This is a genomic window from uncultured Parolsenella sp., assembly GCF_958346945.1.
In the GTDB taxonomy this organism is placed as follows: Bacteria; Actinomycetota; Coriobacteriia; order Coriobacteriales; family Atopobiaceae; genus Parolsenella.
In genome coordinates this window covers 90,668-114,962 of record NZ_CATVTL010000003.1, presented here as the reverse complement: position 1 = coordinate 114,962, position 24,295 = coordinate 90,668, and the positions used below count along the sequence as shown (strand labels likewise).

The following is a 24,295-nucleotide window of genomic DNA, read 5'->3' as shown; positions in this document are numbered from 1 at the left end:
CGCGGCGAGGACGCGAGCGAAAGACCCGCACGAGGCGCGCTAGACCTTACAGGCAGCTCTCGTAGATGGCGCGGGCGTCGGCCATCGTGAGCCTCTGGATCTGGCCAAACTCGGCACCCTTATTAATCTCGAGCGTCTCGAGCAGGGCGTCGATGTCGTCTGCGGTGACGCCCAGCTCGCCCAGCGTGCGCGGCATGCCCAGCGAGCAGAAGAAGGCCTGCAGCTCGTCGATGGTGGCGAGCACGGCGTCCTCGATGGCCTCCTCGGGCGTGGCGTCGATGCAGTCCTCGACGACGTCGACCGGCTCGATGTCGAAGATGCGCGCGCCCAGCGTGAGGAAGCGCTCGGGGGCAGACTGCCAGACGTAGCGCATCCAGGCCGGCATGATCACGGCGAGGCCGGCGCCATGGGCGATCATGGGGTCGTGAGCGGAGAGCTCGTGCTCCATGCCGTGGCTCTCCCAGCCGCCGGCGCGCTTGCCGTCGACGCCGCGGCCACAACCGGCGAGGTCGTTGTGCGCGAGCGTACCCGCCCACATGAGGTTCGCGCGGGCGTCGTAGCAGGTGGGGTCATCGAGGACGCGCGGCGCCTCGTCGACGATGGCGCGGATGAGCCCGCAGTCGAGCTCGTCGGTCACCGGCACGGGGCCGCTCGTCGAGAAGAAGCGCTCGAAGATGTGGGCGCACATGTCGGTGATGCCCGCGGCGGTCTGGTAGGCGGGCAGCGTGAAGGTGAGCTCGGGGTCCATGATCGAGACGACTGGGCGGTTGAGTTCGGTGGAGAGGCCCTTCTTGAGCAGGGTCTCGTCGTTGGTGAGCACGCTCGAGGCGCTGGCCTCGGAGCCCGCGGCCGGGATGGTGAGGACGCAGGCCACGGTGGGCTTGCCGCCCGCGACGGGCTCGGCGGCGTGGGTGTAGAGGTCCCAGACGTCGCCATCGTAGGGAACGCCGAGGGCGATGCCCTTGGCGGTGTCGATGACCGAACCGCCACCCACGGCCAGGATCACGTCTGCCTCGAAGGCGCGGGCCGCCTCGATGCCCTCGCGGGCGTGGGCGAGGCTCGGGTTGGGGCGGGCGCCGCCAAACTCGCTGTGTGCGATGCCGGCTGCGTCGAGCGAGGCCAGCACGCGGTCGAGCGTGCCCGTGCGCACCACGGAGCCCTGGCCATAGACGACGAGGGCGCGCCCAAGGCCGCGGCTGGCGAGCTCGGCGCCCGTGCGGTCCGTGACGCCCCTGCCAAAGACGACCTGGGTGGGCATGGAGAAGCTGAAATCGTTCATGGGTGGTCCTCCCGTTTGCGCTGGTGGGTCGCGTGCTGTGCTTGCGCTATTGTAAGGCGTGCAACCGATGCGACGAGGAGGCAATCGATGGGCGACAACGGAATCGGAAGGGCGCTGGTCTGCGCCGTGCTGGGCGTGGCACTGGCCGTGGGCGGCCCCTATGCCCTTGCAGGCGTCGACGTCGCTTGGCAGCGCATCGTGCTCATGTCGCTGCTCCTTCTGTGCGTCGTGGTGCTCGTGGCCTGCGTCGTGCTCGCCATGGTGGCAGAGATCTGCTTTCGTGCCGACAGCGCCCGCGCCGACCGCGTGCTGCTGCTCGCCGACGCCTTCCTCATGGGAAGCGTGGGCTGCATCACCATCGTCGCGGTCTTCTCGTTCGTGCTTGCCGTGATACGGCTGGCCTAGGCCCGCGCCGTCCCTGGCCGAGGCCGGGTACATCTGTCTGGGTGCTCCTTGCGCCCCGCGTATGTCCTGGCGTGCCCCGACGCGCCGCCGCACGCCCGTTGCGCCCGGGGTGCTCCTCGAGCCCTTCTCGCACGGCTCTTCTGTGTGCGCCCGGTGTGCGCAAATGACTACGGATTGCGGAACAACTTGCCCATCTAGCAGCAAATTTGCATAATTGGGCTGCCGGGTGTGGCCTGCATGGGGCTATACTCGGGTGCGGTTAGTGTAGTCGCCAAGCTATGGAGGTAACACATGCTCGTTAACGCTGCGCACATGCTCCAGTCCGCCGAGAAGGGCCACTACGGCCTCGGCGCGTTCAACACCAACAACGTGGAGTGGACCTACGGCATCCTCACCGCCGCCGAGGAGCTCCAGAGCCCGCTGATCATCCAGTGCACCGCTGGTGCCGCCAAGTGGATGACCAGCTTCAAGCTGTGCCACGACGTTGTCGTCGACATGATGGACACCCTGAACATCACCGTCCCGGTTGCCCTTCACCTCGACCACGGCTCCTACGAGGACTGCTTCAAGGCCATCGAGGCCGGTTTCTCCTCCATCATGTATGACGGCTCGCACGAGAAGGACTTCGAGACCAACCTCGAGCACACGGCCGAGCTCGTGAAGCTGGCCCACTCCAAGGGTCTCTCCATCGAGGCCGAGGTTGGCGGCATCGGTGGCACCGAGGACGGCGTGACCTCCGCCGGCGAGCTGGCCGACCCCGACCAGTGCAAGCAGATTGCTGACCTGGGCGTCGACTTCCTGGCCTGCGGCATCGGCAACATCCACGGCCTGTACCCGGCCGACTGGAAGGGCCTGTCCTTCGACCAGCTCCAGGCCATCAAGGCCAAGACGGGCGACCTGCCGCTCGTTCTGCACGGTGGCACCGGCATCCCCGTCGACCAGGTCCAGAAGGCCATCTCCATGGGCATCTGCAAGGTCAACGTCAACACCGACCTGCAGGTCGTCTTCGCCAAGGGCGTGCGCGAGTACGTCGAGGCCGGCAAGGACCAGCAGGGCAAGGGCTACGACCCGCGCAAGATGCTCAAGCCTGGCCGTGACGCCATCGTCGAGCGCACCAAGGAGCTCATCCGCGAGTTCGGCTCCGACGGCAAGGCCTGGAACTAGTCATTCCTCGCGCAAACGGCGCATCTGGCCGGCCCGCTCGTCGCGGGTCGGCCTTTTTTCATGCCCGGGGACACAGGGACGGGTCTTTTGTCCCCGCACGGTGGTGACAAAAGACCCGTCCCTGTGTCCCCGCACTGTTGTGAGATGCGCCAAAGTGGGATACTTTTGTGCCGACGAAAGGAAGTTAACCATGTATGACAATGGTCCAGTCCCTGGCCGCAACGACGAATGCTGGTGCGGCAGCGGCAAGAAGTACAAGAAGTGCCACGCCCGCATCGACGAGCGACTGCAGGAGTGCTACCTCAACGGCCAGGAGGTCCTCGACCGCACGTGCCTCAAGACTCCTGCCGACATCGAGGGCATCAAGGCTTCGGCGGCCATCAACATCGGCGTGCTCGACTACGTGGCCGAGCACATCCGTGCCGGCGTGACCACGGCCGAGGTCGACCAGTGGATCTATGACTACACCGTCGAGCATGGCGGCATCCCGGCCGACCTCAACTACGAGGGCTTTCCCAAGAGCGTCTGCACCTCGATTAACGACGTGGTCTGCCACGGCATCCCGAGCGAGCACGACGTGCTCAAGGATGGCGACATCGTGAACGTCGACTGCTCGACGATCCTCAACGGCTACTTCTCCGACTCCTCGCGCATGTTCTGCATCGGCGAGGTGTCGCCCGAGCGCCAGAAGCTCGTCGACGTGACGCGAGAGAGCATCCAGCGCGGCCTGGCGCAGGTGAAGCCCTGGAACACTCTGGGCGACATGGCCCACGCCGTGCAGTCCTACGTCGAGGAGAACGGCTTCTCCGTGGTGCGCGAGTTTGGCGGCCACGGCATTGGCAAGGAGTTCCACGAGGACCCGTTCGTGTCCCACGTGGGCGAGCCGGGCGAGGGCGTGGTGCTGGCCCAGGGCATGTGCTTCACGATCGAGCCCATGGTCAACGCCGGCGGCCCCGACATCGACATGGACGACCCCAACGGCTGGACGGTGCGCACGGCAGACGGCTCCGACTCCGCCCAGTGGGAGGTCCAGGTCGTGGTGACCGAGACGGGCTACGAGCTGCTGAGCTGGTAGCTTGCGAGCGCAGCGTGTTTTTCGAGGGGCTTCCCGGACTGGCTGGGAAGCCCCTCTCTTTGTCTGGGGTGCGGTGGGTGGTTGGTGCCCAGAGGGCTACGCCCCCTCGGGGGCGCTTAGCCGGCGATGCTCTCCCAGTAGAGGTATGCGGCCTGGGCGGGGTCATCGCATCCGAGCCAGGTGAAGTAGTCCTCGGCGTCTGCCTCGTAGTCGTCGGGGTTGTCATAGTCGTTGGGGTCTGGGAGGTCCGGAGCGCCGGACGACACGTCGCTTCTTGCGCCAGAGGCATCGAGGATGGGAAGGGCATCGGCGTTGAGCGAGGTGCTCTCGGGCCAGTAGTTTGTGCCCTGGTTCCACCTGGAGACGTCGATGACCTCACCGTCTCGCACGACGGCCTCGAACACGCGCTCGCGCTTCTCGTTGCGCGAGCGCCAGTAGTAGGGCGTGCCGCCGTCGAGCAGGCCACCGTCGATGACGTCGCCCGTCTCGTCGGGCTCTCCGAGGTAGGTGCTGCCAATGAGGGTGGCGGGCATGCCCTTCCAGGGCATCGCGTGCGCAACGGGAATGCCACGGGGGTTCGTCGTGGGGAGGTCCTCGGTCTGTGCGACCTCGGTGGTGGAGGGCTGCGTCATGGCGTCTATCCTTGCCTGGTTGTCCGCAAGCTGCCGCTGCTTCGTGGCGAGCTGGCTCTCTGCCAGCCTGATGTTCACGTAGGTGGGCGTCGGCTTTGGCTTCGGGGCCATGGCCAGGCTGCATGCGGAGCTGGCGGGCCCGGCGATTGCGATGCCGAGAAGACCGAACAGCGTGCTGTGCCTCATGGTGTCCTCCAATCCTTGCGTCGAGTCTAGCGCCAGCTGCGGACAATATGTATCCTCGCAGGTAATGAGCACTGCAAGGCGAAAAGGAGACGGTATGGGACTTGCAGAGGACGTCATGGCGTACCAACCCGTGAACGAGCAGGAGCACGTGGACCGAGAGCTCATTCTGGGACGTCTCGCGCACGACCCGCACGTGGCGGACCGCAGCTCGCTCGCGCACCTCACGACGAGCGCCTGGACCGTGGATGCGGCGGGCGAGCGGGTGCTTCTGTGCTACCACAACATCTACGACTCGTGGAGCTGGGTGGGCGGGCATGCGGACGGCGAGCTTGACCTTGCCGCCGTCGCGGCCCGCGAGCTCGCCGAGGAGACGGGTGTGACCCGCGCCCGCCTCGTGGACGCGGGTGCGGGCGGCATCGCCTCGCTCGAGGTGCTCACGGTGGATGGCCACGTGAAGCGAGGGCACTATGTGGGGTCTCACCTTCACCTCAACGTGACGTACCTGTTCGTTGCAGACCCCTCGCTGGCCCTGCGCAAAAAGCCGGACGAGAACAGCGACGTGCGCTGGGTTGCGCTCGATGAGGTCTTCGCCCTCTCGAGCGAGCCCTGGATGTGCGAGCGCGTGTACGAGAAGCTCATCGCCAGGACGCGCGAACTCCGCGACGCGGGCCTGCTGGGCTGAGACGAGCCCCTAGAGCGCCGTGCCGCGTGTGGGGACCGTGAGCCCCGTGAGGGCAACGCCCTCGTGCTCAAGAAGGGCCACCTTGGCCTTGATGCCCCCGCCAAACCCCGTGAGGCTTCCGTCCGCGCCCACGACGCGATGGCAGGGGACGATGATGCCGATGGGGTTGGCACCCACCGCGCCGCCGACCGCGCGCGGCGACGTTCTGGAGCCGCACATGTCCGAGACGCGCCTCGCCACCCAGCCGTAGGTGACCGTCTGCCCGTAGGGGATGGTGAGAAGCGCCTCCCAGACGGCCTGTTGGAACGTCGTGCCGCGCGGTGCGAGACAAAGCCGTGTGGGGTCTGGCGCCTCGCCCGCGAAGTATCGGTCAAGCCAGGAGCGGGCTTGGCAGAAGACGGGCGCCTGGTCGCTGCGCTCGGCGCCGTCCCAGCAAAACTTGGCGGCGTCCCTGCCGGACGTGAACTGGCAGGCGCACAGGCTCGTGCCGTCCTCGCTCCCAAGCACGAGCGGAGCGATGAGGGTGGGCTCGTACGTCGAGTACATCATTTGCTCGATTCCTTCCTCCTTGCCTTGTCACGTGAGCGCCTGCGTGCCTTTCTCTGCGCATCCGTGAGCGGGGCGTAGTCCTTCTCGAACCCTGGGAACTGGCCACCGGCGATGGCCCACAGATACAGGCTCGCAACGCTGCCATACGGGCTGTACCTGCGTCGATAGCGCTCGAATTGCTCGCGGGTGACCTTGCGGTGGTGATAGACCATGCGCATGCCGCGCTGGATTGCCAGGTCGTCGAAGCTCAGGACGTCTGGCCGCTCAAGGCAGAAGAGCAGAAGCATCTCTGCCGTCCAGACACCGACGCCCCTAAGCGAGCAGAGCGCCGTTATGGCATCGGCGTCGTCCATGCGCTCCACGGCCGCGAGGTCGAACTCATGGCAGTTGACCTTCCTTGCGAAGTCCTTGATGTACTCGGCCTTCTTGAACGTCATGCCGCATGACTGCAGCTCCTCGGCACTCGCTCGGTCTACGCGCTCGGGACATACGCTTCCGAGCGACGCGCGAAGCCGCTCCCATACCGTGCGCTGCGCCGCGCTCGAGATCTGCTATCCCACGATGTGGTGGATGACGGCGGAGAAGAGGTCCTCGTCGGTCTCTCTAAGTATGTGGCCGCACGTCTCCTCCACGGCCGCAATCGCCCGGCCCAGCCGTCTATCTCTTGAGGAGAGATAGTCCGTGGCCTCGCTCGTGTAGCTGAAGTACGTGGGCATCGTGGCCTCCGTCCGATCGCCTGTTGGCCTATATCATACATATGTTCGATTCTGCTGCAATAGAAATCGTGCGCCGGGTATACTCGACACAACCAACGGCGCCGCCGGGGAGCGGCGTGAGGAGAGGAGCCTCGCATGAAGGTCATGCTCGTGAACGGAAGCCCGCACAAGTATGGGTGCACGAACCGCGCGCTCGAGGAGGTTGCCCGCGCGCTCGAGGCGGACGGCGTGGAGGCGGAGATCTTCTGGATCGGCGCCAAGCCGCAGGGCGGCTGCGTGGCGTGCGGCGCCTGCGGCAAGACGGGGGAGTGCGCGTTCGGGGAGGTTGTGAACGAGTTCAGGGCAAGGGCCGCCGAGGCCGACGGCTTCGTGTTCGGTGCTCCCGTGCACTATGCCCACGCCGCGTCCTCGCTGCTGGGGTTCATGGACCGTCTGTTCTACTCGAACGGGCGCGCCGGCACGCCCAACGTGCTTGCCCACAAGCCGGCCGCAGCCGTGGTGAGTGCCCGACGCGCCGGCACCACGGTGTCGTTCGATGACATTAACCGCTTCTTCACCATCTCGCAGATGCCCATTGTGAGCTCGTACTACTGGAACAACGTCCATGGCAACAGCGCCGAGGACGTCGAGCAGGACGAGGAGGGCCTGTCGGTGATGCGGCAGCTGGGCCACAACATGGCCTGGATGCTGCGCTGCATCGAGGCGGGACGTGCCGCGGGCATCGAGCCCGTGGCCGAGCCGCGCTCCTGGACGAACTTCATCCGCTAGCGGCTTTCTGCTTCATGGGAAGGCGCGTCCGGGGCACCTGGCCGCGGACGCGCCGATGGGGACGCTCGCTATGGTCGTGCGCGGGGATCGGCCTACCTGGCAGGCCCGAACACCTCGACAGAGCGCGCGAGCTCCTCTCGGATCTTGATGTGCTGCGGGCATGCCTGCTCGCACTTGCCGCAGCGCGGGCAGTCGTCCGCGGGCAGGTGCCCGTGCTTCTCGACCTGCCAGGAGCGCTCCTTCTTGGCGGTCTCGGGGTTGTCGTAGAGCGTGAGCATGTTCATGGCCGTGAAGGTGCCGGAGATTCCGATGTCCTTGGGGCACACCTTGGCGCAGTAGTTGCAGCGCGTGCAGGGGATGAGGGGAATCTTGGCAAGCTCGGCGCGCGCCTCGTCGAGCGCCGTGCGCTGCTCGTCCGTGAGTCCCTCGAACGTCGCCATGTAGGAGAGGTTGTCGCGCATCTGCTCCACGTTGCTCATGCCGGAGAGCACCGTGATGACGCCCGGCAGGCTCGCGGCGAAGCGGATGGCCCAGCTGGCGACGCTGGAGCCCGGCTCAGCCTGGGTGAGGACGCGGGCAACCTGCTCGGGCGGGTTCGCGAGCATGCCGCCCTTGACGGGCTCCATGATGACAACGGGCTTGTGGTGCTTGCGCGCCACCTCGTAGCAGCGGCGGCTCTGCACGGCGGGGTTGTCCCAGTCTGCGTAGTTGATCTGCAGCTGCACGAACTCCATCTCGGGGTGCGAAGTGAGCAACTCGTCGAGCTCCTCGGGCGTGGAGTGGAACGAGAAGCCCGCGTGGCGGATGACGCCCTCGCGCTTCTTCTCCAAGATCCAGTCCCACATGCCCCAGTCGTCAAAGAAGTGCGTGCGGAACTCGCCCAGGTTGTGGAGCAGGTAGAAGTCGAAGTAGCCCGCTCCGGTCTTCTTGAGCGAGGTCTCGAGCTGGGTGATGGCGTCGTCGCGGCTCTCGCAGCTGATCCAGGGCGCCGCCTTGGTGGCCAGCTGGAAGCTCTCGCGTGGGTAGCGCTGCACGAGGGCTTGGGCGATGGCCTCCTCGCTGCCGGCGTAGGCCCAGGCGGTGTCGAAGTAGGTGAAGCCGGCGTCTATGAACAGGTCGACCATCCGCTTGGTCTGCTCGACGTCGATCGCCTCTCCCGCCTTGGGGAGGCGCATGAGGCCAAAGCCCAGCTTCTTGATGCCCTGCGCCCCGTCCGGTCCAATCGAGTACTGCGCCATGCTGGCTCCTCTCCCGTTGTGCCCGGCAGGCCCGTCCCCGCGTGCCGCCCGGCATGTCTGTGCTGGTCGCGGGCGTGCGGGCCCGCGCGAAACCCTAGTTCCTGCGATACCACGCGAGGCACATGGCGATGAAGTCTGCCATCTGCGCCCCGAAGTCCACCGGCTCACGCACGACGCCCAACTGGGCCACCGCCTCGCGCACGAGCGGGTTGTTGAGGCACGACCCCGACAGCCCCACGGCGTGGTGGTAGATAGTGTTGGCAAGCTCCTCGCAGCGCTCAGCCGGCACGCCCAGGGCGCGCGAGAGCCGGGCGTTCGTCTCGTCCAGGTGCTCGTAGTAGCCGCGCTTGAAGGCCATGAGGGCCTCGACGCTCACGTTGGTCTCGATGACGGTGAAGAGCAGGTCTGCGTAGCGGAAGTAGCGGCGGTGCCGGCAGCAGACGTCGGTCCACGCGGCCGCCGCGTCTTCTGGCGTGGGAAGCGACGCCATGGCGTCGAGCAGGTCCGCTGTGTAGGCGTCGCGCAGGTCGGCCATGATGAGCAGGAAGATCTCTTCCTTGGTGCGCACGTACTTGTAGAGGTTCGCGCGCGACCAGCCAAGCTGCTTGGCGATCGTGGTGAGTGTGATCTGGTGGTAGGGATGCTGCTCGAACAGCTCTCCCGCCGCGCCCTTGATCTGCTCCACGCGTCGGCACTTCTGCTCGGCGCTTCTCGCGCGCTGAAACTCGGTCATGCTGCGTTCTCCTCGCAAGTGACGGTGTGTAGCCTTATGGTAGCGCAACGGGCGCGTTGCGAGGTACGCGCGGGCAAGGCCGCGAACGTAAGACGGCGGGCGTGCGGGGGAGACCGGCGTGATGCCGCGCCGCGCACGTACGTGGCCGGAGAGCCGATAAGGCGGGTGCGGTCCGCGGCTTGGCGCGTTGGGTCCGCGCCGGCCGATTGGTGGCTACGCGCGCCTGAGGCCGTAGACGCGGGCGGGGCGGCACACCATGAGGGCCACGAAGACCGAGAAGCACGTGAGCGCGAGGCTGATGGGGTAGATCATCATGACCGTCGCGAACGTGGGGTGCGCGGGGAACACGAAGAGCACCCACAGGAAGCGCGAGCCGCAGACGCACACCGTGGTGATGAGCGCCGGCGTGAGCGAGATGCCAAACCCGCGTAGGTAGCCGCTGATGTTCTCGTAGGTGAGGCTGAAGACGTAGGACGGGATGATGTAGCAAACGCGCACGTAGCCGATGCTCACGACCTGCGGGTCGCCGTTGAACAGCGACAGGATCTGGCGGCCAAAGACTACCAACACGGCAATCATCGCGCCGCAGACGAGCAGGTCCTCGGCAAGCGCCACCTTGAACGAGGCGAGGCAGCGGCCGATGTTTCGCGCGCCAAAGTTCTGGCTCACGAACGTGGTGCAGGCCTGGGAGAACGAGTTCACGAGGTTGTAGCAGACGTACTCGAGCGAGAGCGCCGCGCTCGAGGCTGCCATGACCTCGGTGCCCAGGCTGTTGATGCTCGACTGGATGACAACGTTGGCCACGGCAAAGACCGCGCTCTGCAGGCCTGCCGGAAGGCCGATGCGTACGATGCGGCCCAGCACCCCGCGGTCGATGCCAATCTGTGAGGGCGTGATGCGCACGGGTGCGTCGATGCGCATGAGGCGCCAGAAGAGGATCGCCGCGCTTGCCGTGTAGCTGATGACGGTGGCGATGGCGCTTCCCGCCACGCCCCAGCCCAGCCCCGGGATGAAGGCGAAGTCGAGGGCCACGTTGAGCACGGCCGAGAAGGCGAGCGTCTGCAGGGGCATCTTGGTGACGCCGATGCTGCGAAGGATCGCCGCCTCGAAGTTGTAGAGCAGGATCGAGGGCATGCCCAGCAGGTAGATGCGGAAGAAGAGCAGCGCCAGGTCGAAGGCGTCGGGCGGGACGTTGAGCAGATGGAGGAGGGGTGCTGCGGCGAGCTCACCCAGGATGGTCACGACGACGCCGAGTGCCGCCATGGCGACCGAGGTGTGCGAGGCGCGGCGTACGGTGGCCTCGTCGCCCGCGCCGATGGCGTTGGCGATTACGACGTTGGAGCCCAGCGCCACGCCGATGAACAGGTTGAGGATGAGCGACGAGATGGGCGTGTTGGAGCCCACGGCCGCCATGCCGAGCGCGCCGCCGTCTCCGGTGAAGTGGCCCACCATGACGACCGAGATGAGGTTCGAGAGCTGCTCGAGGATGCCGGTGAGGGCCACGGGCAGGGCAAAGAGCGGGATGTTTCTCCACAGCGACCCCGTGAGGATCTGCAGCTCCCCGTGCCTGCGCCCCTGCTCGCGCTCGCTCTTGTGCGCCTCTGCCTCTGCTGCCATACCACTCCCGTTCGACTGTCTGCGTGCCCGTCTAGTCTAGTGACGCGGCGTTACTTGTGGTGGCGCGAACCTTAAGGTTTACATACTCTCCACGTGCTCGAGGGCAAGCTCCACGAAGCGCTCGGCCACGGGCCAGCGCCACGAGTCTGCCGGCAGGGCGTAGTCGATGGCGTAGGTGGCGTCCTGCCCCAGGTCAAAGACCGTGAGGCCGCGGGCCTGCTCGGGCGTCCTGGTGTCGTCGAGCAGGTCCTTGGGGCACACGCAGACGCCCACGCCGCGCAGGGCCAGCGACAGCAGGGTCGCCATGTTGCGCGAGTAGGCGCGCACCTTGGGGCGAAAGCCGGCGCGCGCGATGAGCTCGAGGCCCAGGCGGCCCGTGATGTCCTCGGGCGGGCTCAGCACGAAGGGGCATCCCGAGAGCGGGCTCACGTCGCCGCGGCCCAGGGGCTCGGCGAGCGCCTGGGGGTCGACGCCGTGACACTCGAGCAGCTCGGTGGTGGCGAGAAGCACCATGCGCTCGCGGAAGAGCGGGTGCGACTCGATGCGCGCGCTGCTTGCCGGCAGCACGCCAAACGCCACGTCGACCTGGCGGGCGAGCAGGCCGCGCAGGATGCCCTCGTTGGTGTCCTCGCGCAGGTCGACGCACACGTTGGGGTACTGCTCGCAGAAGCGCTCGATGACGGGCGGCAGCACCGTGCGCCCGCGCGTGAACGAGATACCCACGCGCAGGGTGCCCGCCTGCAGGTTGTCGGGGCCCGCCACCTCGCGGCGCATGTCGTCGAGCTCGCGGGTGAGGCGCTTGGCGTGGACGAGGAAGGTCTGCCCCTCGTGCGTGAGGCGCAGGGGGTTGCTGCGCACGATGAGCTTGCAGCCCAGCTCGCGCTCGACGCCGGCGATGTGGGCCGAGAGCGTCTGCTGGGTCACGTGCAGCGCCGCCGCGGCCCGCGTGAAGCTGCCCTGCTCGGCAATGGCGCAGAAGTACTCCATGGTCTGGAAGTTCACGTTGACCCCCTCTGTCTCACAAGAATCGTTTGTATCAGCTATCGAGAATAACAGTTTGAAACCGTGTTCGTCTGGGTCGATAGTGCTCTATGCGCGGTCGTCCTACCTTCCAAACATCCCTCCGGCCGCGCGCATCTGCCCACCTCGTCCCTGAGGAGCCGCGCTTCATGCTCGAGCTGGTTGTCCTTGCCGTCTTCTGCCTTCAGCTCATCGTCTTCGTCGCCGCCGGAGTGGCGGTGACGGTTCCGCTCTCCGTGGGATTCATCCTCTTCTATGGCTATGGGCTCATGCGTGGCCACGACCCGGCCGAGCTCGTTCGCATGGCCCTCTCGGGCGTCTCGACCGCGCGCGGCGTCATCGAGAGCTTCGTGCTCATCGGCATCCTCACCGCCCTGTGGCGCGCGAGCGGCACCATCTCGCAGGTCGTGGTCATGGCGTCGCCCCTCGTGACGCCCGCGGCCGCCCCGCTTGCGACCTTTGCCCTCACGTCGCTCATGTCGTTTCTCATGGGCACGGCCTTTGGCACCGCGGCCACGATGGGCGTCGTCTGCATGACGATGGCCCACTCTATGGGTGCAAACGCGCTGCTCTGCGGTGGCGCGGTGCTCGCCGGCGCCTACTATGGCGACCGCGTCTCGCCCATGAGCTCGAGCTCGCTGCTCGTGCGCTCGATTACCCACACGTCGCTTGGCGGCAACTTCCGCGCGATGATGCGCTCCTCGCTTGTGCCGCTCGTCGTCGCGGCCGCGGCCTATGGCGTGCTGGGGGTGGCGCTTGCGCCTGCGACCTCGGGAGATGCGGGCGCGGTGTCGGGGGTGCTCGCGTCCTACTTCAGCCAGGGCGTCGTGGCCCTGCTGCCCGTGGTGCCCGTGCTCGTGCTGCCGCTTCTCAAGGTGGGCATGAAGCGGTCGATGGCCGCGAGCATTGCCCTGGCGGCCATCGTGTGCGTGCTCGTCCGCGGCGTGGCGCCTGCCGAGCTGCTCCAGGCGAGCGTCTTTGGCTACGTGCCAGCCGATCCTGGCGTGGCGCGCATCATGAGCGGCGGCGGCATCTTGTCGATGGCGAACGTCACGGCCATCGTGTGCCTGAGCTCGAGCTTCGCGGGCCTCTTCGAGGGAACCGGCCTGCTCGACGGCGTGCGCGGCCATGTCGACGCGCTCGCCGACACCCTCACGCCCTTTGGGGCGGTGCTCGCCGTGGTGGTGCCCGCCTCGATGGTGGCCTGCAACCAGACGCTGGGCACGATGCTCGCCCACGAGCTGTGCGCGGGCGTCGAGGGGAGCGACCGCGAGCTCGCCCTTGACCTCGAGGACTCGGCCGTCGTCGTGTCGCCGCTCGTCCCGTGGTCTGCCGCCTGCAGCGCGGTGGCGAGCATGTGCGCCGCCCCCGCCACCTGCTGGCTTGCGGCCTTCTACCTGTGGCTCATTCCCGTCTGGCACCTCGCGGCCTCGCTTGCGGGCCGCCGTGGATCGCGCGCCTCGAAGGTCTCGCGCGGCCTCGTGCGCCTCACCCTGGGCGCCGCGGCGTAGCGCTCGCCCGGCCGCCTGTCTCGCTGATTTACGTGGCTCGTTAACGGCCCGGTGTGTCGTTCGATTTGCTGACGCCCCGATTGCCCCGCGCTTCTCGCCCTTCTCGCAGACGCCCCATCGGTTCTGCACGTTTTTGAATTACGTCTCATTGGTTTTACACGTCTGGAAGGCCGGGGACGTGTCAAACCAATGGCGCGACCCGCACTACGTGCTAAACCAATGGCGTGATTCGTACGACATGCCAAACCGATGACGCGATGGGGCGCCGCTACTTCGTGCGGTAGCTCGGGTCGACCTCCTGCAGCTCGGCAAACGAGTCGATCTCGACGATGTGGGAGGGGTCGCACTCGCGCACGTGCACGTCGTAGGCGTCCGCGCGCACGCGCAGGGGCACGTCGTCCCAGAAGATCTGGCGTTCCTCCTCGCCCTGCTCGAACACCTCGGGCAGGTCTGCCGCGAGGCGCGCGCCGTCCGCGCCGTCCCAGTAGGAGAGGCCCACCATCTGCCAGCAGGGCCCGTCACTTCCCTTGGCAAGGCGCGTGATGCGGCCCTCCTCGGTTGTCTTGAACATCCAGTCCTCGGTCTTGTCGACCGGAAACGCCAGGTAGTTCGAGCGGTACTGGTACTTGCTGATGTAGCTCGGATCGGTGAGATACAGGTCGCTCTCGAAGGCGTAGGCGTTTGCGAAGTGGTCCTTCGCCGCCACTGCCGACGAGATGTTGTTCGTCTGGTCGAACAGCGGGTTGTCGATGAAGGTGACCTGAGGGTACTTCTTGAGCAGCACGTCAAACTCGTCTGCGAGGTAGCCGCGCACCACGTAGATCTCCTCGATGCCCACGGCGATGACGGCGTCGAGCAGGCGCTCGATGAAGCGCTTGCCGTGCACGCGCACGAGCGGCTTGGGAGTGTTCACCGTGATGGGCAGCATGCGGCTGCCAAAGCCCGCGGCGAAGAACACGGCACGGCGGGCGCGGTAGGGCTCGAGCGCCATGAAGCCGGCGGTCGTGATCTCGTAGGGACGGGCCGCCTCGTCCTCGTCCTGACCGGACGCCCTGCGCACGAATCCCTCGATGGCGAGGTTCTCGAGTACGCGCGCGTCGGCCTTGTCCGAGCGCCCCGCCTCGCAGGCGACGAGCGCGTCGAACTCGGGGCGGGTGAGGGCGCGGCGGCGGCTGCAGCTCTCGTCGATCATCTGCTGGGCGGCGCGGCCAAAGTCGCGGGCCGCGTCGTACCAGATGCGCGTCCACTTGCCCACCGGAGAGCCCTTGCACTCCTTGAAGAGGGCCCACACGTACCAGTACCAGCCCACGACGGCCGTGGCGGCGATGCAGTGCAGGCGTTCCTCGGCCGTGGGCTCGCGGCCAAAGTAGCTGGGCAGGATCGCGAGGGCCTCGTCGAGCGTGTAGCCCGAGCCCTGCGCGATGAAGTTGCCGATGTCGCAGCCGTAGTCGCCCGTGGCCGCGTACTCCCAGTCGATGAGGCAGATGTTGTCACCCCTCACCAGCAGGTTGGGGCCGTAGAAGTCGTTGTGGCACAGCACGGGCTTGCCGGCGCCCGCGCGAAGCGGCCCCACGAGCTTGGCGATCTGCTGGTTGCGCGCCTCGAAGTCGGGCGGCAGCGGCCAGCCCTCCGCCTTGAGCAGGCGCACGATCTTCTTGGCCTCGTCGTAGAAGTCGAACTTCCAGGGAGACGTCACGCCCGACTCGTGGAGCTTGCGGGCGATGCGCATGGCGTGGGCCACCTGAGCGGGGTTGGCATAGTCGAACTCGGTGCAGCCCGAGATGAAGCGGCTGATCTTCCAGCCCTGGTGCCAGTCCTCGTAGACGAACGACGTGTCGAGGCCCAGGCGGCTCGCCGCCTCGAGTGCGAAGGCCTCGGCCTTGCGGTTCACAATCTCGTCGGTGCCGGCGCCGGGGTGTCGGTAGACGTAGCGCTGGCCCTTGCACGAGAAGAGCACCGAGAGGTTGGTGAGGCCCGCGTCGAGCGGGCGCACGTCGGTGATGTCGCCGCGCTCGCAGTCGAGCGTGGCGCAGATGTTGTCGAGGATTGTGGAGTCGACGTTCTCGAAGAAGTCGGCGTCGAAGGAGCGCAGGTCTCCCAGGTAGTCGAACTCGTTGATGACGCCCGGGCCCACCTTGCGCGCGTACATGGGCAGCTCGCCGGCGTGCTCGAGGAAGACCGTCTCCCACAGCTTGCCCAGGGTGTCGGGCGCGTAGTACTCGTCGGCGAGGATCTTGAGGTAGTCACGGGCAAAGGCCTCGTCGAGGTAGGCGGGGCCGTCCATGCGCCAGGTGTGGTCGACCCCCTTGCGGCTGCCCACGATGCGCTCGCCCGCGCCCAGCTCGATCGCCGTCTTGGCGTCGTGGCCCAGGCCCTGGCTCTCGACGGCCGTGGCGCACGAGCGCCACTCGTAGGCGCTGAAGAGGTTCTCAGCGTAGTACTGGTCCGACGGGCAGACGTAGGTGTTGCCCAGCCACTCGCGGGCGGCGAAGAGCGACGCGTGGTTGTTGCGCGTGGCGTACTCGGTGGTCTGCACGAGCGTGACGCCCAGCTTGTCCTCGAGGTAGTAGAAGCTCTCCTTCATGGGGCCCACGACGACGTGGATGTCCTCGACGCCGGCCTCCCTCAGCTGGCGGATGAGGCGCTCGATGAGGACCTCGCCGCGCACGCGGAAGAGGGCCTTGGGGCGCTCGAACGAAAGAGGCGCGAAGCGCCTGCCCATGCCGGCCGCCAGGATGATGGCCCCGCGCACGCGGTGGCGTTCGAGCAGATCCGCGCCCGCGTCCGTGAGGGCGAGGTCTTCTGCGAGAAGGCCGCGGCCCCGCAGCTCGCGCACGGCGCGGTTGGCGGAGCCGAGCGACAGGCCGGCGTTCGCGGCGAGCTCGCGCTGGGTCGTGGCGGGCTTGGTCGCGAGCGAGGCGAGGACGTCGAACTGGATGCGAGAGATCATGGGCTGTTCCTTGCTTGGGGTGGTTGGGGAGGGTGCGTGACGTGGCGGCATCGGCCGCGCTCGGGCTGGCGCCGATGCCTGCTAGCAGCTGCCGTGGCCGGCGATGCCGCGGGCGATGGCAGCGGCGACGCCCTGGCGCTGGGCCGCGTACGGCCTGCCCTCGAGCAGCAGCTGCTCCACGCGGATCCGGTCGAGCTCGCGCGGGTCCGTCTCGTAGGGGTCTGCCGAGAGGACCGTCATGTTGGCGAGCTTGCCGGGCTCGAGCGAGCCCCAGTCGCGCTCGTCGAACGTGGTCCAGGCGCCGTTGTAGGTGCACATGCGCAGGGCCTCGCGCACGGTGAGCGACTGGGCGGGGTTGCTGTGGTTGCACGCGCGGCTCATCCACAGGATGGGGTCGGGGTCGGTGCAGGGGGCGTCGGAGCCTGCCGAGATGGTGATGCCGCGGTCCCAGAGGTCGCGCAGGGGGTTGAGGCGCGCCGCGCGCTCGGCGCCCAGGATCTTCTCGAGGTAGGCGTCGGGCTCCTGTGGCCAGTCGATGAACGAGGTCTGCATCGGCAGCTGGATGTGGTGGCGCGCGCAGAGCTCGAGGCCCTCCTCGGTGGGCAGGCAGGCGTGGATGATGCCGTGGCGGTGGTCTGGCCTCGGGTGGTCCTCGAGCGCGGCGGCGAGCGCGCGGGTGGCCTGGTCGAAGGCGGCATCCCCGATGGCGTGCATCTCGATCTGCAGGCCCGCGCGGTTCGCCTCGACGCAGAAGCGCGTGACCTCCTCGTCGGTGTAGTAGAGCACGCCGGTGTCGCCCGTGCCCTCGTAGGGCTCGTCCAGCGCCGCGTCGGTGGAGCCAAAGCAGCCGTCGAGCGCGCAGGCGAAGCAGCCGCCGATGCGCGGCAGGTGACGGCTCGTGGCCACGCGCACGTCCATCGACTGGGGGAACACGCGTACGGCAAAGCCGCCCTGGGCGCTCTTGGCGAGCCAGCGCTCGAGCGAGATGTCGAGGTTTCCGGCAAAGCCCACGCCGCTCACATCGTGGACCATGCCGATGCCCTTGCCCGCGAGGTAGTCCATGGCGCGTTGGATGTTGCCCACGAGCTCGGGGATGGAGAGCGACCCCGTGATGAAGTCCGAGACGGCAAAGAACGCCTCCTGGTTCATCTCGCCCGTCTCGGGGTGGTAGCCGCGCAGGCCGCTCACGCGCTTCTCGACCCTCTCGAGCAGGCGCGAGTTGACGACGCAGGCGTGGCCGTCGTACTTCACGAGCATGAGGGGCCGGTCGGGGCAGACGGCGTCGAGCTCGGCGCGGCTCACGAGGCGGCCCTCCTCCACGGAGTAGGGCGAGGCGCCAAAGGCGATAAGGGTCTTGGCGGCGCTGTTGTGGGCAAAGTCGGCGACCATCTCGCAGATCTGCTCGTTGGAGCGTGCGTCCATGACGTTGAGGCCCGCGTTGAAGGTGGCGAAGCTCGCGAGATGCTCGTGGGTGTCGACGAAGCAGGGGACGAGGGCGCGTGGTCCCAGGTGCTCGACGGGGGTTCTCTCGTAGCGGGCGGGCAGGTCGTTGCCCACGTAGGCGATGCGGCCGCCCTCCTCGACGAGGTAGCGGCAGACGTCGTCGTGCTCGTTGACGGTAAGGATGTGACCCTCGTAGACCTTCATGCGTCTCCTGACGTTTGGCGTGACGCGTCTGCGTTTGACGCGGTGGTTGATCGCTTGTTCGCGAATGTAAGCGTTCCGTAAACGGTGAACATGCTAGTACGTGAACGCGCCCGCGACCGCGCTTCTCGGCCAACGGTGCCTGCGCCGGCTGGGAAGACCATGGGCGACAAGGACATGACCGAGCAACGCCGCCGCCAACGGGGTGCCGATCGCTAGCCATGAGACCCTCTCGCCAAAGACCCCTCTCGCCAAGGACCCCCCTCAAATTCCTAGGAATATGTCAATATGAGTATCCGCTAAATGCTGTTTTCGCCATTTTCCTAGGAATTTGTGGTTGGGAGAGCGGGGGACTGCTCGCCTGGTATTTGTGGTTGGGAGAGCGGGGCTGCTCGCCTGGCATCGTGACAACCGGGAAGGAGGCTGCCCGCGGTATCTCTCCTTTACATAACGTCGCATATGCAGGGATGTTGTTGAGATGGAAACACGATGCGGGTGCCGCGCGCGTGCGTGGCGCTATACTTCTGTACACATATGAAGTTCTCAAGTGCGGCGCCCCAGTCTCGGCGCCGCTGGTGGCGGGCGCGCCTGCGTCCGCCTTCTGAGAGGAGAGACGCATGGCAACTACCATCCCCGGCAGCCTCCGGGTCTCCAACGACGTCATCGCCGACCTTGCCGGCTACGCCGCGCTCGAGTGCTATGGCGTGGTGGGCATGGCCTACACGGACGCCCAGGACAACATCGTGCGCCTGCTCTCGCTCGGCAGCCTGCGCAAGGGCATCGACGTGAGCACCTGCGAGGGCACCGTCAAGGTCGACCTGCACACCGTGCTCGAGCAGGGCGTCAACATGGCGAGCGTCTCGCGCAACCTCCAGAGCGCCGTGCGCTTCACGCTCAAGGAGATCGCCCAGATTGAGGACGCGGACGTTACGGTCCACGTCGAGGACCTGCGCGCCAACAAGTAGCAACACAGAAGGCCCGGCCTCGCGTCGGGCCGCCGCACGTTACTGGCCCGCACCGCGCCCGGCCAGCCTACGATTTGGAGAGAATCTCACCTATGATTGCCAACACGATTCGCTCGTGCTTCCCCGTGGCCGCACAGGCCGTCGCCGACAAGTCCGAGGACATCAACAAGCTCAACGTCTTCCCCGTGCCCGACGGCGACACCGGCACCAATATGTCGCTCACGCTGGGCACCGTCGTGCGCGAGGTCGCCGCACTGCCCGCTGGCGCCGACATGGAGGCCGTCGCCAAGGCGATCACCCACGGCTCGCTCATGGGCGCGCGCGGCAACTCCGGCGTCATCACGAGCCAGATTCTGCGTGGCATGGCCGAGGGTCTCGTGGGCGCGCACGACCCCGTGACCACGGGCGACATCGCGAGCGCCTTCCGCAACGCCGTCAAGGTCGCCTTCAAGGCCGTGCGCAAGCCGGTCGAGGGTACGATCCTCACCGTCATCCGCGACATGAGCGCCCGCGCGGACCGCTGCGACAAGGAGAAGATGCCCGTTCCCGAGATGCTCGAGGCCCTCGTCGTCGAGGCCTACGAGAGCGTTGCGCGCACGCCCGACCTGCTGCCCGTCCTCAAGGAGAATGGCGTCGTCGACTCGGGCGCCTACGGCTTCGCCACCTTCGTCGAGGCCTTCGTGAACGCGGCCCTGGGCAAGAGCGGCGTCTCCATCGACTTCGACACCACCGTCGCCACGGCCGACGGCGCCCACAACGCCGCCGACGCGCGCGTCGCCATCGAGCTCAATGACGACTGGGAGGGCTCGGAGTACCGCTACTGCAACGAGTTCCTCTTCAAGGCCGAGGAGGGCTTTGACCCGGACGCCGCCCTCACGCACCTCGCCACGCTGGGCGACTGCGAGCTCGTTGTGGGCTCCTTCCCCGACTTCAAGGTGCACGTGCACTCCAACGAGCCCAACCGTGTGCTCGAGTACATGCTTCAGTACGGCCAGGTCTACGAGGTCTTCATCCACAACATGGACATGGAGGCCCACGACCGCACCGCCAAGATCGCCGACGACCAGGCGACCGCCCGCGAGCCGCGCAAGCCGCTGGGTTTCGTGGCCGTCGCCGCCGGTGACGGCGAGGCCGAGATTCTCAAGTCCCTGGGCGTCGACGTCGTGGTCTCCGGTGGCCAGACGATGAACCCCTCCACGGCCGACATCCTCGACGCCGCCGCCGCGACCAACGCCGACAGCGTCATCGTGCTGCCCAACAACGGCAACATCCGCATGGCCGCCGAGGCCGCCGCGAGTGCGAGCGAGGACTTCGAGATCGTCGTCGTTCCCACCAAGACGGTGCCCCAGGCATTCGCTGCGATGTTCGCGGTCGACACCGACGCCACCGCCGCCGAGAATGCCGAAGCCATGGTCGAGGCCATCGCCGAGGTCCGCGACGGCGAGGTTACGCACGCCGTGCGCGACTCCCAGGCGGCCGACGGCACGCCCATCCACGACGGCGACATCATGGGCATCGCCGGCGGCGACATCGCCATCGTGGGTTCCGACGTCGAGCAGGTGACCCTCGACCTCATCAGCAAGATGCAGGAAGAGGAGGAGGGCGACACCCTCACGATCCTTGCCGGCCAAGACATGGACGACGAGCGCTTCGAGGCCCTGTGCGACCGCATCGAGGACGCCCAGCCCGACCTCGAGGTCGACGCCCACCGTGGCGGCCAGCCGCTCTACCCCGTCATCTTCTCGATCGAGTAGGTCGCAAGGAACGTGGGGGCGGCTGGAGAGCCCGGCGTTGCCGGGACCCTTCCTACCATAGGCGAGGCGTCGATGCGCCTCGCACGCACGCGGGCGTGGGACGCTGATGTCTCACGCCTGCGTTTTGCTCGCGGGGCACGCGCCGAGGCCCTCGAGCGCATTGGCGTGCGCACCGTGCGCGACGCCCTGCTCCACGTGCCGCACCGCTACCTCGACTTCACGCGCGTGACGCCCGTGGCCGCTGCCGATATCGGCAGCGAGGCCACGGTGGTGGGCGCCGTCGACAAGGTGACGCTCAAGCGCCCGCGCCCGCGCCTGCAGATTGTCGAGGTGGCGCTCGTCGACGCCTCCGGCGTGCTCATGTGCGCCTTCTTCAAGCAGCCGTGGCTGGCCGAGCAGATCCATCGCGGCGACACCCTGGCGGTCTCCGGCAAGGTCACGTTTGCCTATGGCTTCAAGCAGATGACCCCGCAGTTCCACGAGGTCGTGGCCAAGGAGGGCGAGGCGAGCGTGGGCTCTGCTACGTTCGCTCGTATGCTGCCGGTCCACGGCGTGACCGAGGGGCTCTCGGCGGCCTGGATGCGCCGCATCGCGTCTGCCGCCGTGGCCGACTACGCCGACGCCTGCGACTACCTGCCCGCGAGTCTCGTTGCCAGCCACCGGCTCATGACGCTCGCCCGGGCGCTTCGCGAGGCGCACTTTCCTACCTCGCGCGTTGGCGCCGAGCATGCCCGCCGCCGCCTCGCCTTCGACGAGCTGCTCTGTCTGCAGGTGGCCCTGCTCGCGCGCCGTGCCATCGAGGTGGCAGACGTGCGCCCCCACCAGCACGTCGTTGACGGCCCGCACAGGGACGCACTGCTCGCGGCCCTGCCCTTCTCGCTCACGGACGAGCAGGACGCGGCCGCTCGCGACATCCTGGCCGACATGGCCGCGCCCCGCCCCATGAACCGCCTACTTCTGGGCGACGTGGGAACGGGCAAGACGGCCGTGGCGGCCGTGGCGCTCGCCGCCTGCGCAGACTCGGGGACCCAGGCCGCCGTCATGGCGCCCACCTCGGTGCTCGCGCGCCAGTATGCCGAGAAGCTCGGCCCCGTGCTCGACGCGGCGCAGGTGAGCTGGGCACTCGTGACGGGCGCCACCCCCACCCCCGAGCGCGCCGGCGTCGCGGGGCGCCTGGCAGCAGGCGAACTCACGGTCATCTTTGGCACCACGGCCGTGCTCGGCGACGACCTACAGTTTCATGACCTGTCGCTCGTCGTGGTTGACGAGCAGCACCGCTTTGGCGTGGGGCAGCGCGCCCGCCTGCGCGCCAAGGGCGAGGCGGCCGACCAGCTCACGATGACGGCGACGCCCATCCCGCGCACGCTTGCGCTCTCGGTCTACGGCGACCTCGACTGCTCGCGCATCACGCACCGCCCGCACCCGGGCGTGGGCGTCACCACCAAGCTCGTCACGCCCGAGAACGCCGACATCGCCCACACCGCGATCGCCGACGCCATCGCGGCGGGGCACCAGGCCTACGTGATCTGCCCGCTCGTGGACGACGCCGACGAGGGCGACGAGCTCGACGACGTGCCGCAGGCCGAGCTGGCCCAGACCTCGGCCAAGCCGCACTCGGCACTTGCCACCCACGAGCGACTACAGCGCGTGTTCAGGGGCTCTGAGGTGGGGCTGCTCCACGGACGCATGCCCACGGCCGAGAAGGACGAGGTCATGGCAGCCTTCCGCGCAGGCACCATCGACGTGCTCGTCTCGACCACGGTGGTCGAGGTGGGCGTCGACGTGCCCAACGCCACGGTCATGATGATCTGGGACGCCGACCGCTTTGGCCTGGCGACCCTGCACCAGCTGCGCGGACGCGTGGGCCGCGGCAGGTGCGCGGGCAGCGTCTACCTGGTGAGCGCGGCGCGCGGAACGAGCCCGGCGGCCAAGCGCCTGCGCTCGCTCGAGCGCACGAGCGACGGCTTCGAGCTTGCTGAGACGGACCTGCGCCTGCGCCACGAGGGCGAGGTCCTGGGATACCGTCAGAGCGGCGGCGTGACGCTTCGCCTCGTCGACCTCGTGGCCGACGCGGACCTCGTGGCGGCGGCCCATGCGGACGCCGAGGCAATCGTAGAGAGTGACCCGGCGCTCACCGACGCGCGCCACGCGCCCCTTTCGCGCGAGGTGCGCCGTCGGTTTGGCGCCTACTTCAGGGGAGAGAGGGCAGACAGATGAGAATCGTTGGAGGCAAGTGGAAGGGTCACCCCATCGAGGCCCCCGACGGGCGCGACGTCACGCGTCCCACGACCGACCGCGTGCGCGAGGCCGTCTCGTCGATGCTGCTCAGCGCCCGCGGCCTTTCGCTCGACGACGTGCGAGCGCTCGACGCCTTCGCCGGCTCGGGGGCGCTTGGCCTCGAGCTCTTGAGCCGCGGCGCCGCCCACGTCACCTTCGTCGACCTCGACCGCGGGGCCTGCGCGCGCGTGCGCAGAAACGCCGGCACCCTTGGCGCCGCCTCCGCCACCTTCGCGGTGGTACGCGGCGACTCGTGCCGCCTCGCGGCCGCGGGCAGCCTCGCGGGCGCGCCGTTCGACATCGTTTTGCTCGACCCGCCCTATGCCACCGAGGTGGACGTCGTCGCCGGCCTCGTCGGGGCGCTCGACTGCAGCGGGCTGCTCGCGTCCGACGCCATCGTTCTCTACGAGCGCTCCGCGAGCCGCCCCACGATCGAGCCGGCCGGGTTTGTGCCGCTCAAGCAGAAGCGCTATGGTCAGACGGCCGTCGACCTCCTTGGAAGGGAATCCTAGAGCATGAGCATGCCGACCCAGCACATCGACCGCATCGAGCACGTGGTCGTGCCCGGTACGTTCGACCCCATCACCTATGGCCACATCGACGTCGTGCGCCGCGCCCGCCGCATCGCCGGCCGCGTCACGGTGGCCGTTGCCGCGAGCCTGGGCAAGAACGGCACGGGACCGGTGCTGTCGCTTGACGAGCGCGTCGAGCTCGCCCGCCGCGCGCTTGCCGACGAGGGCGTGAGCGAGGGCGTCGACGTGCGCCCGCTCACGGGCCTGCTCGTCGACTTCTGCCACGAGGTGGGGGCAGGTGCCGTGGTCAAGGGCCTGCGCGCCATGACCGACTTCGAGTACGAGTTGCAGCAGGCAGACCTCAACTTTCGTCTGGCGCCCGACGTCGAGAGCATCTTCGTGATGAGCAACCCCGCCTATGGCTACGTCTCGAGCTCAATCGTGCGCGAGCTGGCGGGGCTGGGCGCCGACGTCTCGATGCTCGTGCCGCCCTGCGTGGTAGAGAAGCTGGGCGAGCACTTCTCGCACAAGGCATAAGCCGCGCTTTTATCGAACGTGTTTGTGTGGGGGAGTCGGAGCCTGCGGGTCACGGCTCCCTTCTTTGTGAGGAGACGGTGC

General features: G+C 67.7%; 22 protein-coding genes. 11 read left to right on the top strand and 11 right to left on the bottom strand.

Annotation, left to right across the window (positions count from 1 at the left end; genetic code table 11):
• Positions 1-46: 46 nt before the first annotated feature.
• A complete protein-coding gene (locus Q3866_RS03430) occupies positions 47-1,279 on the bottom strand; it encodes an iron-containing alcohol dehydrogenase (protein WP_301829625.1) in 1,233 nt (410 codons plus the stop codon).
• A gap of 87 nt (positions 1,280-1,366) precedes the next feature.
• Here Q3866_RS03430 and Q3866_RS03425 point away from each other — a divergent pair, with 87 nt between their 5' ends.
• The 3 genes from Q3866_RS03425 to map all read left to right on the top strand — a co-directional run bounded on the left by Q3866_RS03425 (position 1,367) and on the right by map (position 3,923).
• Positions 1,367-1,684, top strand: a complete 318-nt coding sequence (locus tag Q3866_RS03425; protein WP_301829623.1) for a hypothetical protein — start codon at positions 1,367-1,369, stop codon at positions 1,682-1,684.
• A gap of 291 nt (positions 1,685-1,975) precedes the next feature.
• The gene (fba, locus tag Q3866_RS03420) at positions 1,976-2,848 is read left to right on the top strand and encodes a class II fructose-1,6-bisphosphate aldolase (protein ID WP_301829621.1); all 873 of its coding nucleotides are present in this window, start codon (positions 1,976-1,978) and stop codon (positions 2,846-2,848) included.
• Between the two features lie 190 nt (positions 2,849-3,038).
• A complete protein-coding gene (gene map / locus Q3866_RS03415) occupies positions 3,039-3,923 on the top strand; it encodes a type I methionyl aminopeptidase (RefSeq protein WP_301829619.1) in 885 nt (294 codons plus the stop codon).
• Between the two features lie 116 nt (positions 3,924-4,039).
• On the opposite strand, the gene Q3866_RS03410 is transcribed toward map, so the two are convergent.
• Entirely contained in the window at positions 4,040-4,741 is a 702-nt protein-coding gene (locus Q3866_RS03410; RefSeq protein ID WP_301829618.1) for a hypothetical protein, read from the bottom strand.
• 94 nt (positions 4,742-4,835) lie between these two features.
• Between Q3866_RS03410 and Q3866_RS03405 the strand changes: the two genes are divergently transcribed.
• Positions 4,836-5,423, top strand: coding sequence for an NUDIX hydrolase (locus Q3866_RS03405; protein ID WP_301829616.1), 588 nt, complete (start codon positions 4,836-4,838; stop codon positions 5,421-5,423).
• 9 nt (positions 5,424-5,432) lie between these two features.
• Here Q3866_RS03405 and Q3866_RS03400 read toward each other — a convergent pair whose 3' ends face one another.
• From Q3866_RS03400 to Q3866_RS03390, 3 genes are read right to left on the bottom strand one after another with little or no spacing between them, the layout of a single operon-like run.
• Complete coding sequence (locus Q3866_RS03400) at positions 5,433-5,972, bottom strand: methylated-DNA--[protein]-cysteine S-methyltransferase (RefSeq protein WP_301829614.1); 540 nt, start codon at positions 5,970-5,972, stop codon at positions 5,433-5,435.
• Positions 5,969-6,520, bottom strand: a complete 552-nt coding sequence (locus Q3866_RS03395) for a DNA-3-methyladenine glycosylase (protein ID WP_301829709.1) — start codon at positions 6,518-6,520, stop codon at positions 5,969-5,971. The genes Q3866_RS03400 and Q3866_RS03395 overlap by 4 nt, the downstream gene beginning before the upstream one ends.
• A gap of 3 nt (positions 6,521-6,523) precedes the next feature.
• A complete protein-coding gene (locus Q3866_RS03390; RefSeq protein WP_301829612.1) occupies positions 6,524-6,688 on the bottom strand; it encodes a hypothetical protein in 165 nt (54 codons plus the stop codon).
• A 135-nt stretch (positions 6,689-6,823) separates the two neighbouring features.
• Here Q3866_RS03390 and Q3866_RS03385 point away from each other — a divergent pair, with 135 nt between their 5' ends.
• Entirely contained in the window at positions 6,824-7,456 is a 633-nt protein-coding gene (locus Q3866_RS03385) for a flavodoxin family protein (RefSeq protein WP_301829610.1), read from the top strand.
• Positions 7,457-7,548: 92 nt separating this feature from the next.
• Here the strand turns inward: Q3866_RS03385 and Q3866_RS03380 are convergent, their stop codons facing one another.
• From Q3866_RS03380 to Q3866_RS03365, 4 genes are all read right to left on the bottom strand, one after another.
• Positions 7,549-8,694 carry an aldo/keto reductase gene (locus Q3866_RS03380; protein ID WP_301829608.1) on the bottom strand — a complete coding sequence of 382 codons (1,146 nt, stop codon included), beginning with the start codon at positions 8,692-8,694 and terminating at the stop codon, positions 7,549-7,551.
• 94 nt (positions 8,695-8,788) lie between these two features.
• Positions 8,789-9,427 (bottom strand): TetR family transcriptional regulator, encoded by a 639-nt coding sequence (locus tag Q3866_RS03375; RefSeq protein ID WP_301829605.1) that lies wholly within the window; start codon positions 9,425-9,427, stop codon positions 8,789-8,791.
• A gap of 213 nt (positions 9,428-9,640) precedes the next feature.
• Positions 9,641-11,044: an MATE family efflux transporter gene (locus Q3866_RS03370; protein WP_301829604.1), complete on the bottom strand. Its 1,404-nt coding sequence runs from the start codon at positions 11,042-11,044 to the stop codon at positions 9,641-9,643.
• Positions 11,045-11,122: 78 nt separating this feature from the next.
• Positions 11,123-12,046, bottom strand: a complete 924-nt coding sequence (locus tag Q3866_RS03365; protein ID WP_301829603.1) for a LysR family transcriptional regulator — start codon at positions 12,044-12,046, stop codon at positions 11,123-11,125.
• 167 nt (positions 12,047-12,213) lie between these two features.
• On the opposite strand from Q3866_RS03365, the gene Q3866_RS03360 reads away from it, so the two are divergent.
• Positions 12,214-13,575, top strand: a complete 1,362-nt coding sequence (locus tag Q3866_RS03360; RefSeq protein ID WP_301829602.1) for a Na+/H+ antiporter NhaC family protein — start codon at positions 12,214-12,216, stop codon at positions 13,573-13,575.
• 268 nt (positions 13,576-13,843) lie between these two features.
• On the opposite strand, the gene Q3866_RS03355 is transcribed toward Q3866_RS03360, so the two are convergent.
• The gene (locus tag Q3866_RS03355) at positions 13,844-16,525 is read right to left on the bottom strand and encodes an NTP transferase domain-containing protein (protein ID WP_301829600.1); all 2,682 of its coding nucleotides are present in this window, start codon (positions 16,523-16,525) and stop codon (positions 13,844-13,846) included.
• A gap of 81 nt (positions 16,526-16,606) precedes the next feature.
• Positions 16,607-18,172, bottom strand: a complete 1,566-nt coding sequence (locus Q3866_RS03350) for an amidohydrolase (protein WP_301829598.1) — start codon at positions 18,170-18,172, stop codon at positions 16,607-16,609.
• A gap of 614 nt (positions 18,173-18,786) precedes the next feature.
• Here Q3866_RS03350 and Q3866_RS03345 point away from each other — a divergent pair.
• The 5 genes from Q3866_RS03345 to coaD all read left to right on the top strand — a co-directional run bounded on the left by Q3866_RS03345 (position 18,787) and on the right by coaD (position 24,214).
• Positions 18,787-19,134 (top strand): Asp23/Gls24 family envelope stress response protein, encoded by a 348-nt coding sequence (locus Q3866_RS03345; protein WP_293673037.1) that lies wholly within the window; start codon positions 18,787-18,789, stop codon positions 19,132-19,134.
• Between the two features lie 92 nt (positions 19,135-19,226).
• On the top strand, positions 19,227-20,888 hold the full coding sequence (locus Q3866_RS03340) for a DAK2 domain-containing protein (protein ID WP_301829595.1): 1,662 nt from the start codon (positions 19,227-19,229) through the stop codon (positions 20,886-20,888).
• Between the two features lie 72 nt (positions 20,889-20,960).
• Positions 20,961-23,105: an ATP-dependent DNA helicase RecG gene (recG, locus tag Q3866_RS03335; protein ID WP_301829593.1), complete on the top strand. Its 2,145-nt coding sequence runs from the start codon at positions 20,961-20,963 to the stop codon at positions 23,103-23,105.
• Positions 23,102-23,677: a 16S rRNA (guanine(966)-N(2))-methyltransferase RsmD gene (gene rsmD, locus Q3866_RS03330; RefSeq protein WP_301829592.1), complete on the top strand. Its 576-nt coding sequence runs from the start codon at positions 23,102-23,104 to the stop codon at positions 23,675-23,677. The genes recG and rsmD overlap by 4 nt, the downstream gene beginning before the upstream one ends.
• Before the next feature lie 3 nt (positions 23,678-23,680).
• Complete coding sequence (gene coaD / locus Q3866_RS03325; RefSeq protein WP_293673284.1) at positions 23,681-24,214, top strand: pantetheine-phosphate adenylyltransferase; 534 nt, start codon at positions 23,681-23,683, stop codon at positions 24,212-24,214.
• The last annotated feature ends 81 nt before the right edge of the window (positions 24,215-24,295 follow it).

Bases quoted from the DNA above. Each gene is read 5' to 3' on its own strand.
- Q3866_RS03430 (WP_301829625.1), bottom strand. From the start codon at position 1,279: ATGAACGATTTCAGCTTCTCCATGCCCACCCAGGTCGTCTTTGGCAGG.
- Q3866_RS03425 (WP_301829623.1), top strand. From the start codon at position 1,367: ATGGGCGACAACGGAATCGGAAGGGCGCTGGTCTGCGCCGTGCTGGGC.
- fba (WP_301829621.1), top strand. From the start codon at position 1,976: ATGCTCGTTAACGCTGCGCACATGCTCCAGTCCGCCGAGAAGGGCCAC.
- map (WP_301829619.1), top strand. From the start codon at position 3,039: ATGTATGACAATGGTCCAGTCCCTGGCCGCAACGACGAATGCTGGTGC.
- Q3866_RS03410 (WP_301829618.1), bottom strand. From the start codon at position 4,741: ATGAGGCACAGCACGCTGTTCGGTCTTCTCGGCATCGCAATCGCCGGG.
- Q3866_RS03405 (WP_301829616.1), top strand. From the start codon at position 4,836: ATGGGACTTGCAGAGGACGTCATGGCGTACCAACCCGTGAACGAGCAG.
- Q3866_RS03400 (WP_301829614.1), bottom strand. From the start codon at position 5,972: ATGATGTACTCGACGTACGAGCCCACCCTCATCGCTCCGCTCGTGCTT.
- Q3866_RS03390 (WP_301829612.1), bottom strand. From the start codon at position 6,688: ATGCCCACGTACTTCAGCTACACGAGCGAGGCCACGGACTATCTCTCC.
- Q3866_RS03385 (WP_301829610.1), top strand. From the start codon at position 6,824: ATGAAGGTCATGCTCGTGAACGGAAGCCCGCACAAGTATGGGTGCACG.
- Q3866_RS03380 (WP_301829608.1), bottom strand. From the start codon at position 8,694: ATGGCGCAGTACTCGATTGGACCGGACGGGGCGCAGGGCATCAAGAAG.
- Q3866_RS03375 (WP_301829605.1), bottom strand. From the start codon at position 9,427: ATGACCGAGTTTCAGCGCGCGAGAAGCGCCGAGCAGAAGTGCCGACGC.
- Q3866_RS03370 (WP_301829604.1), bottom strand. From the start codon at position 11,044: ATGGCAGCAGAGGCAGAGGCGCACAAGAGCGAGCGCGAGCAGGGGCGC.
- Q3866_RS03360 (WP_301829602.1), top strand. From the start codon at position 12,214: ATGCTCGAGCTGGTTGTCCTTGCCGTCTTCTGCCTTCAGCTCATCGTC.
- Q3866_RS03355 (WP_301829600.1), bottom strand. From the start codon at position 16,525: ATGATCTCTCGCATCCAGTTCGACGTCCTCGCCTCGCTCGCGACCAAG.
- Q3866_RS03350 (WP_301829598.1), bottom strand. From the start codon at position 18,172: ATGAAGGTCTACGAGGGTCACATCCTTACCGTCAACGAGCACGACGAC.
- Q3866_RS03345 (WP_293673037.1), top strand. From the start codon at position 18,787: ATGGCAACTACCATCCCCGGCAGCCTCCGGGTCTCCAACGACGTCATC.
- Q3866_RS03340 (WP_301829595.1), top strand. From the start codon at position 19,227: ATGATTGCCAACACGATTCGCTCGTGCTTCCCCGTGGCCGCACAGGCC.
- recG (WP_301829593.1), top strand. From the start codon at position 20,961: ATGCGCCTCGCACGCACGCGGGCGTGGGACGCTGATGTCTCACGCCTG.
- rsmD (WP_301829592.1), top strand. From the start codon at position 23,102: ATGAGAATCGTTGGAGGCAAGTGGAAGGGTCACCCCATCGAGGCCCCC.
- coaD (WP_293673284.1), top strand. From the start codon at position 23,681: ATGAGCATGCCGACCCAGCACATCGACCGCATCGAGCACGTGGTCGTG.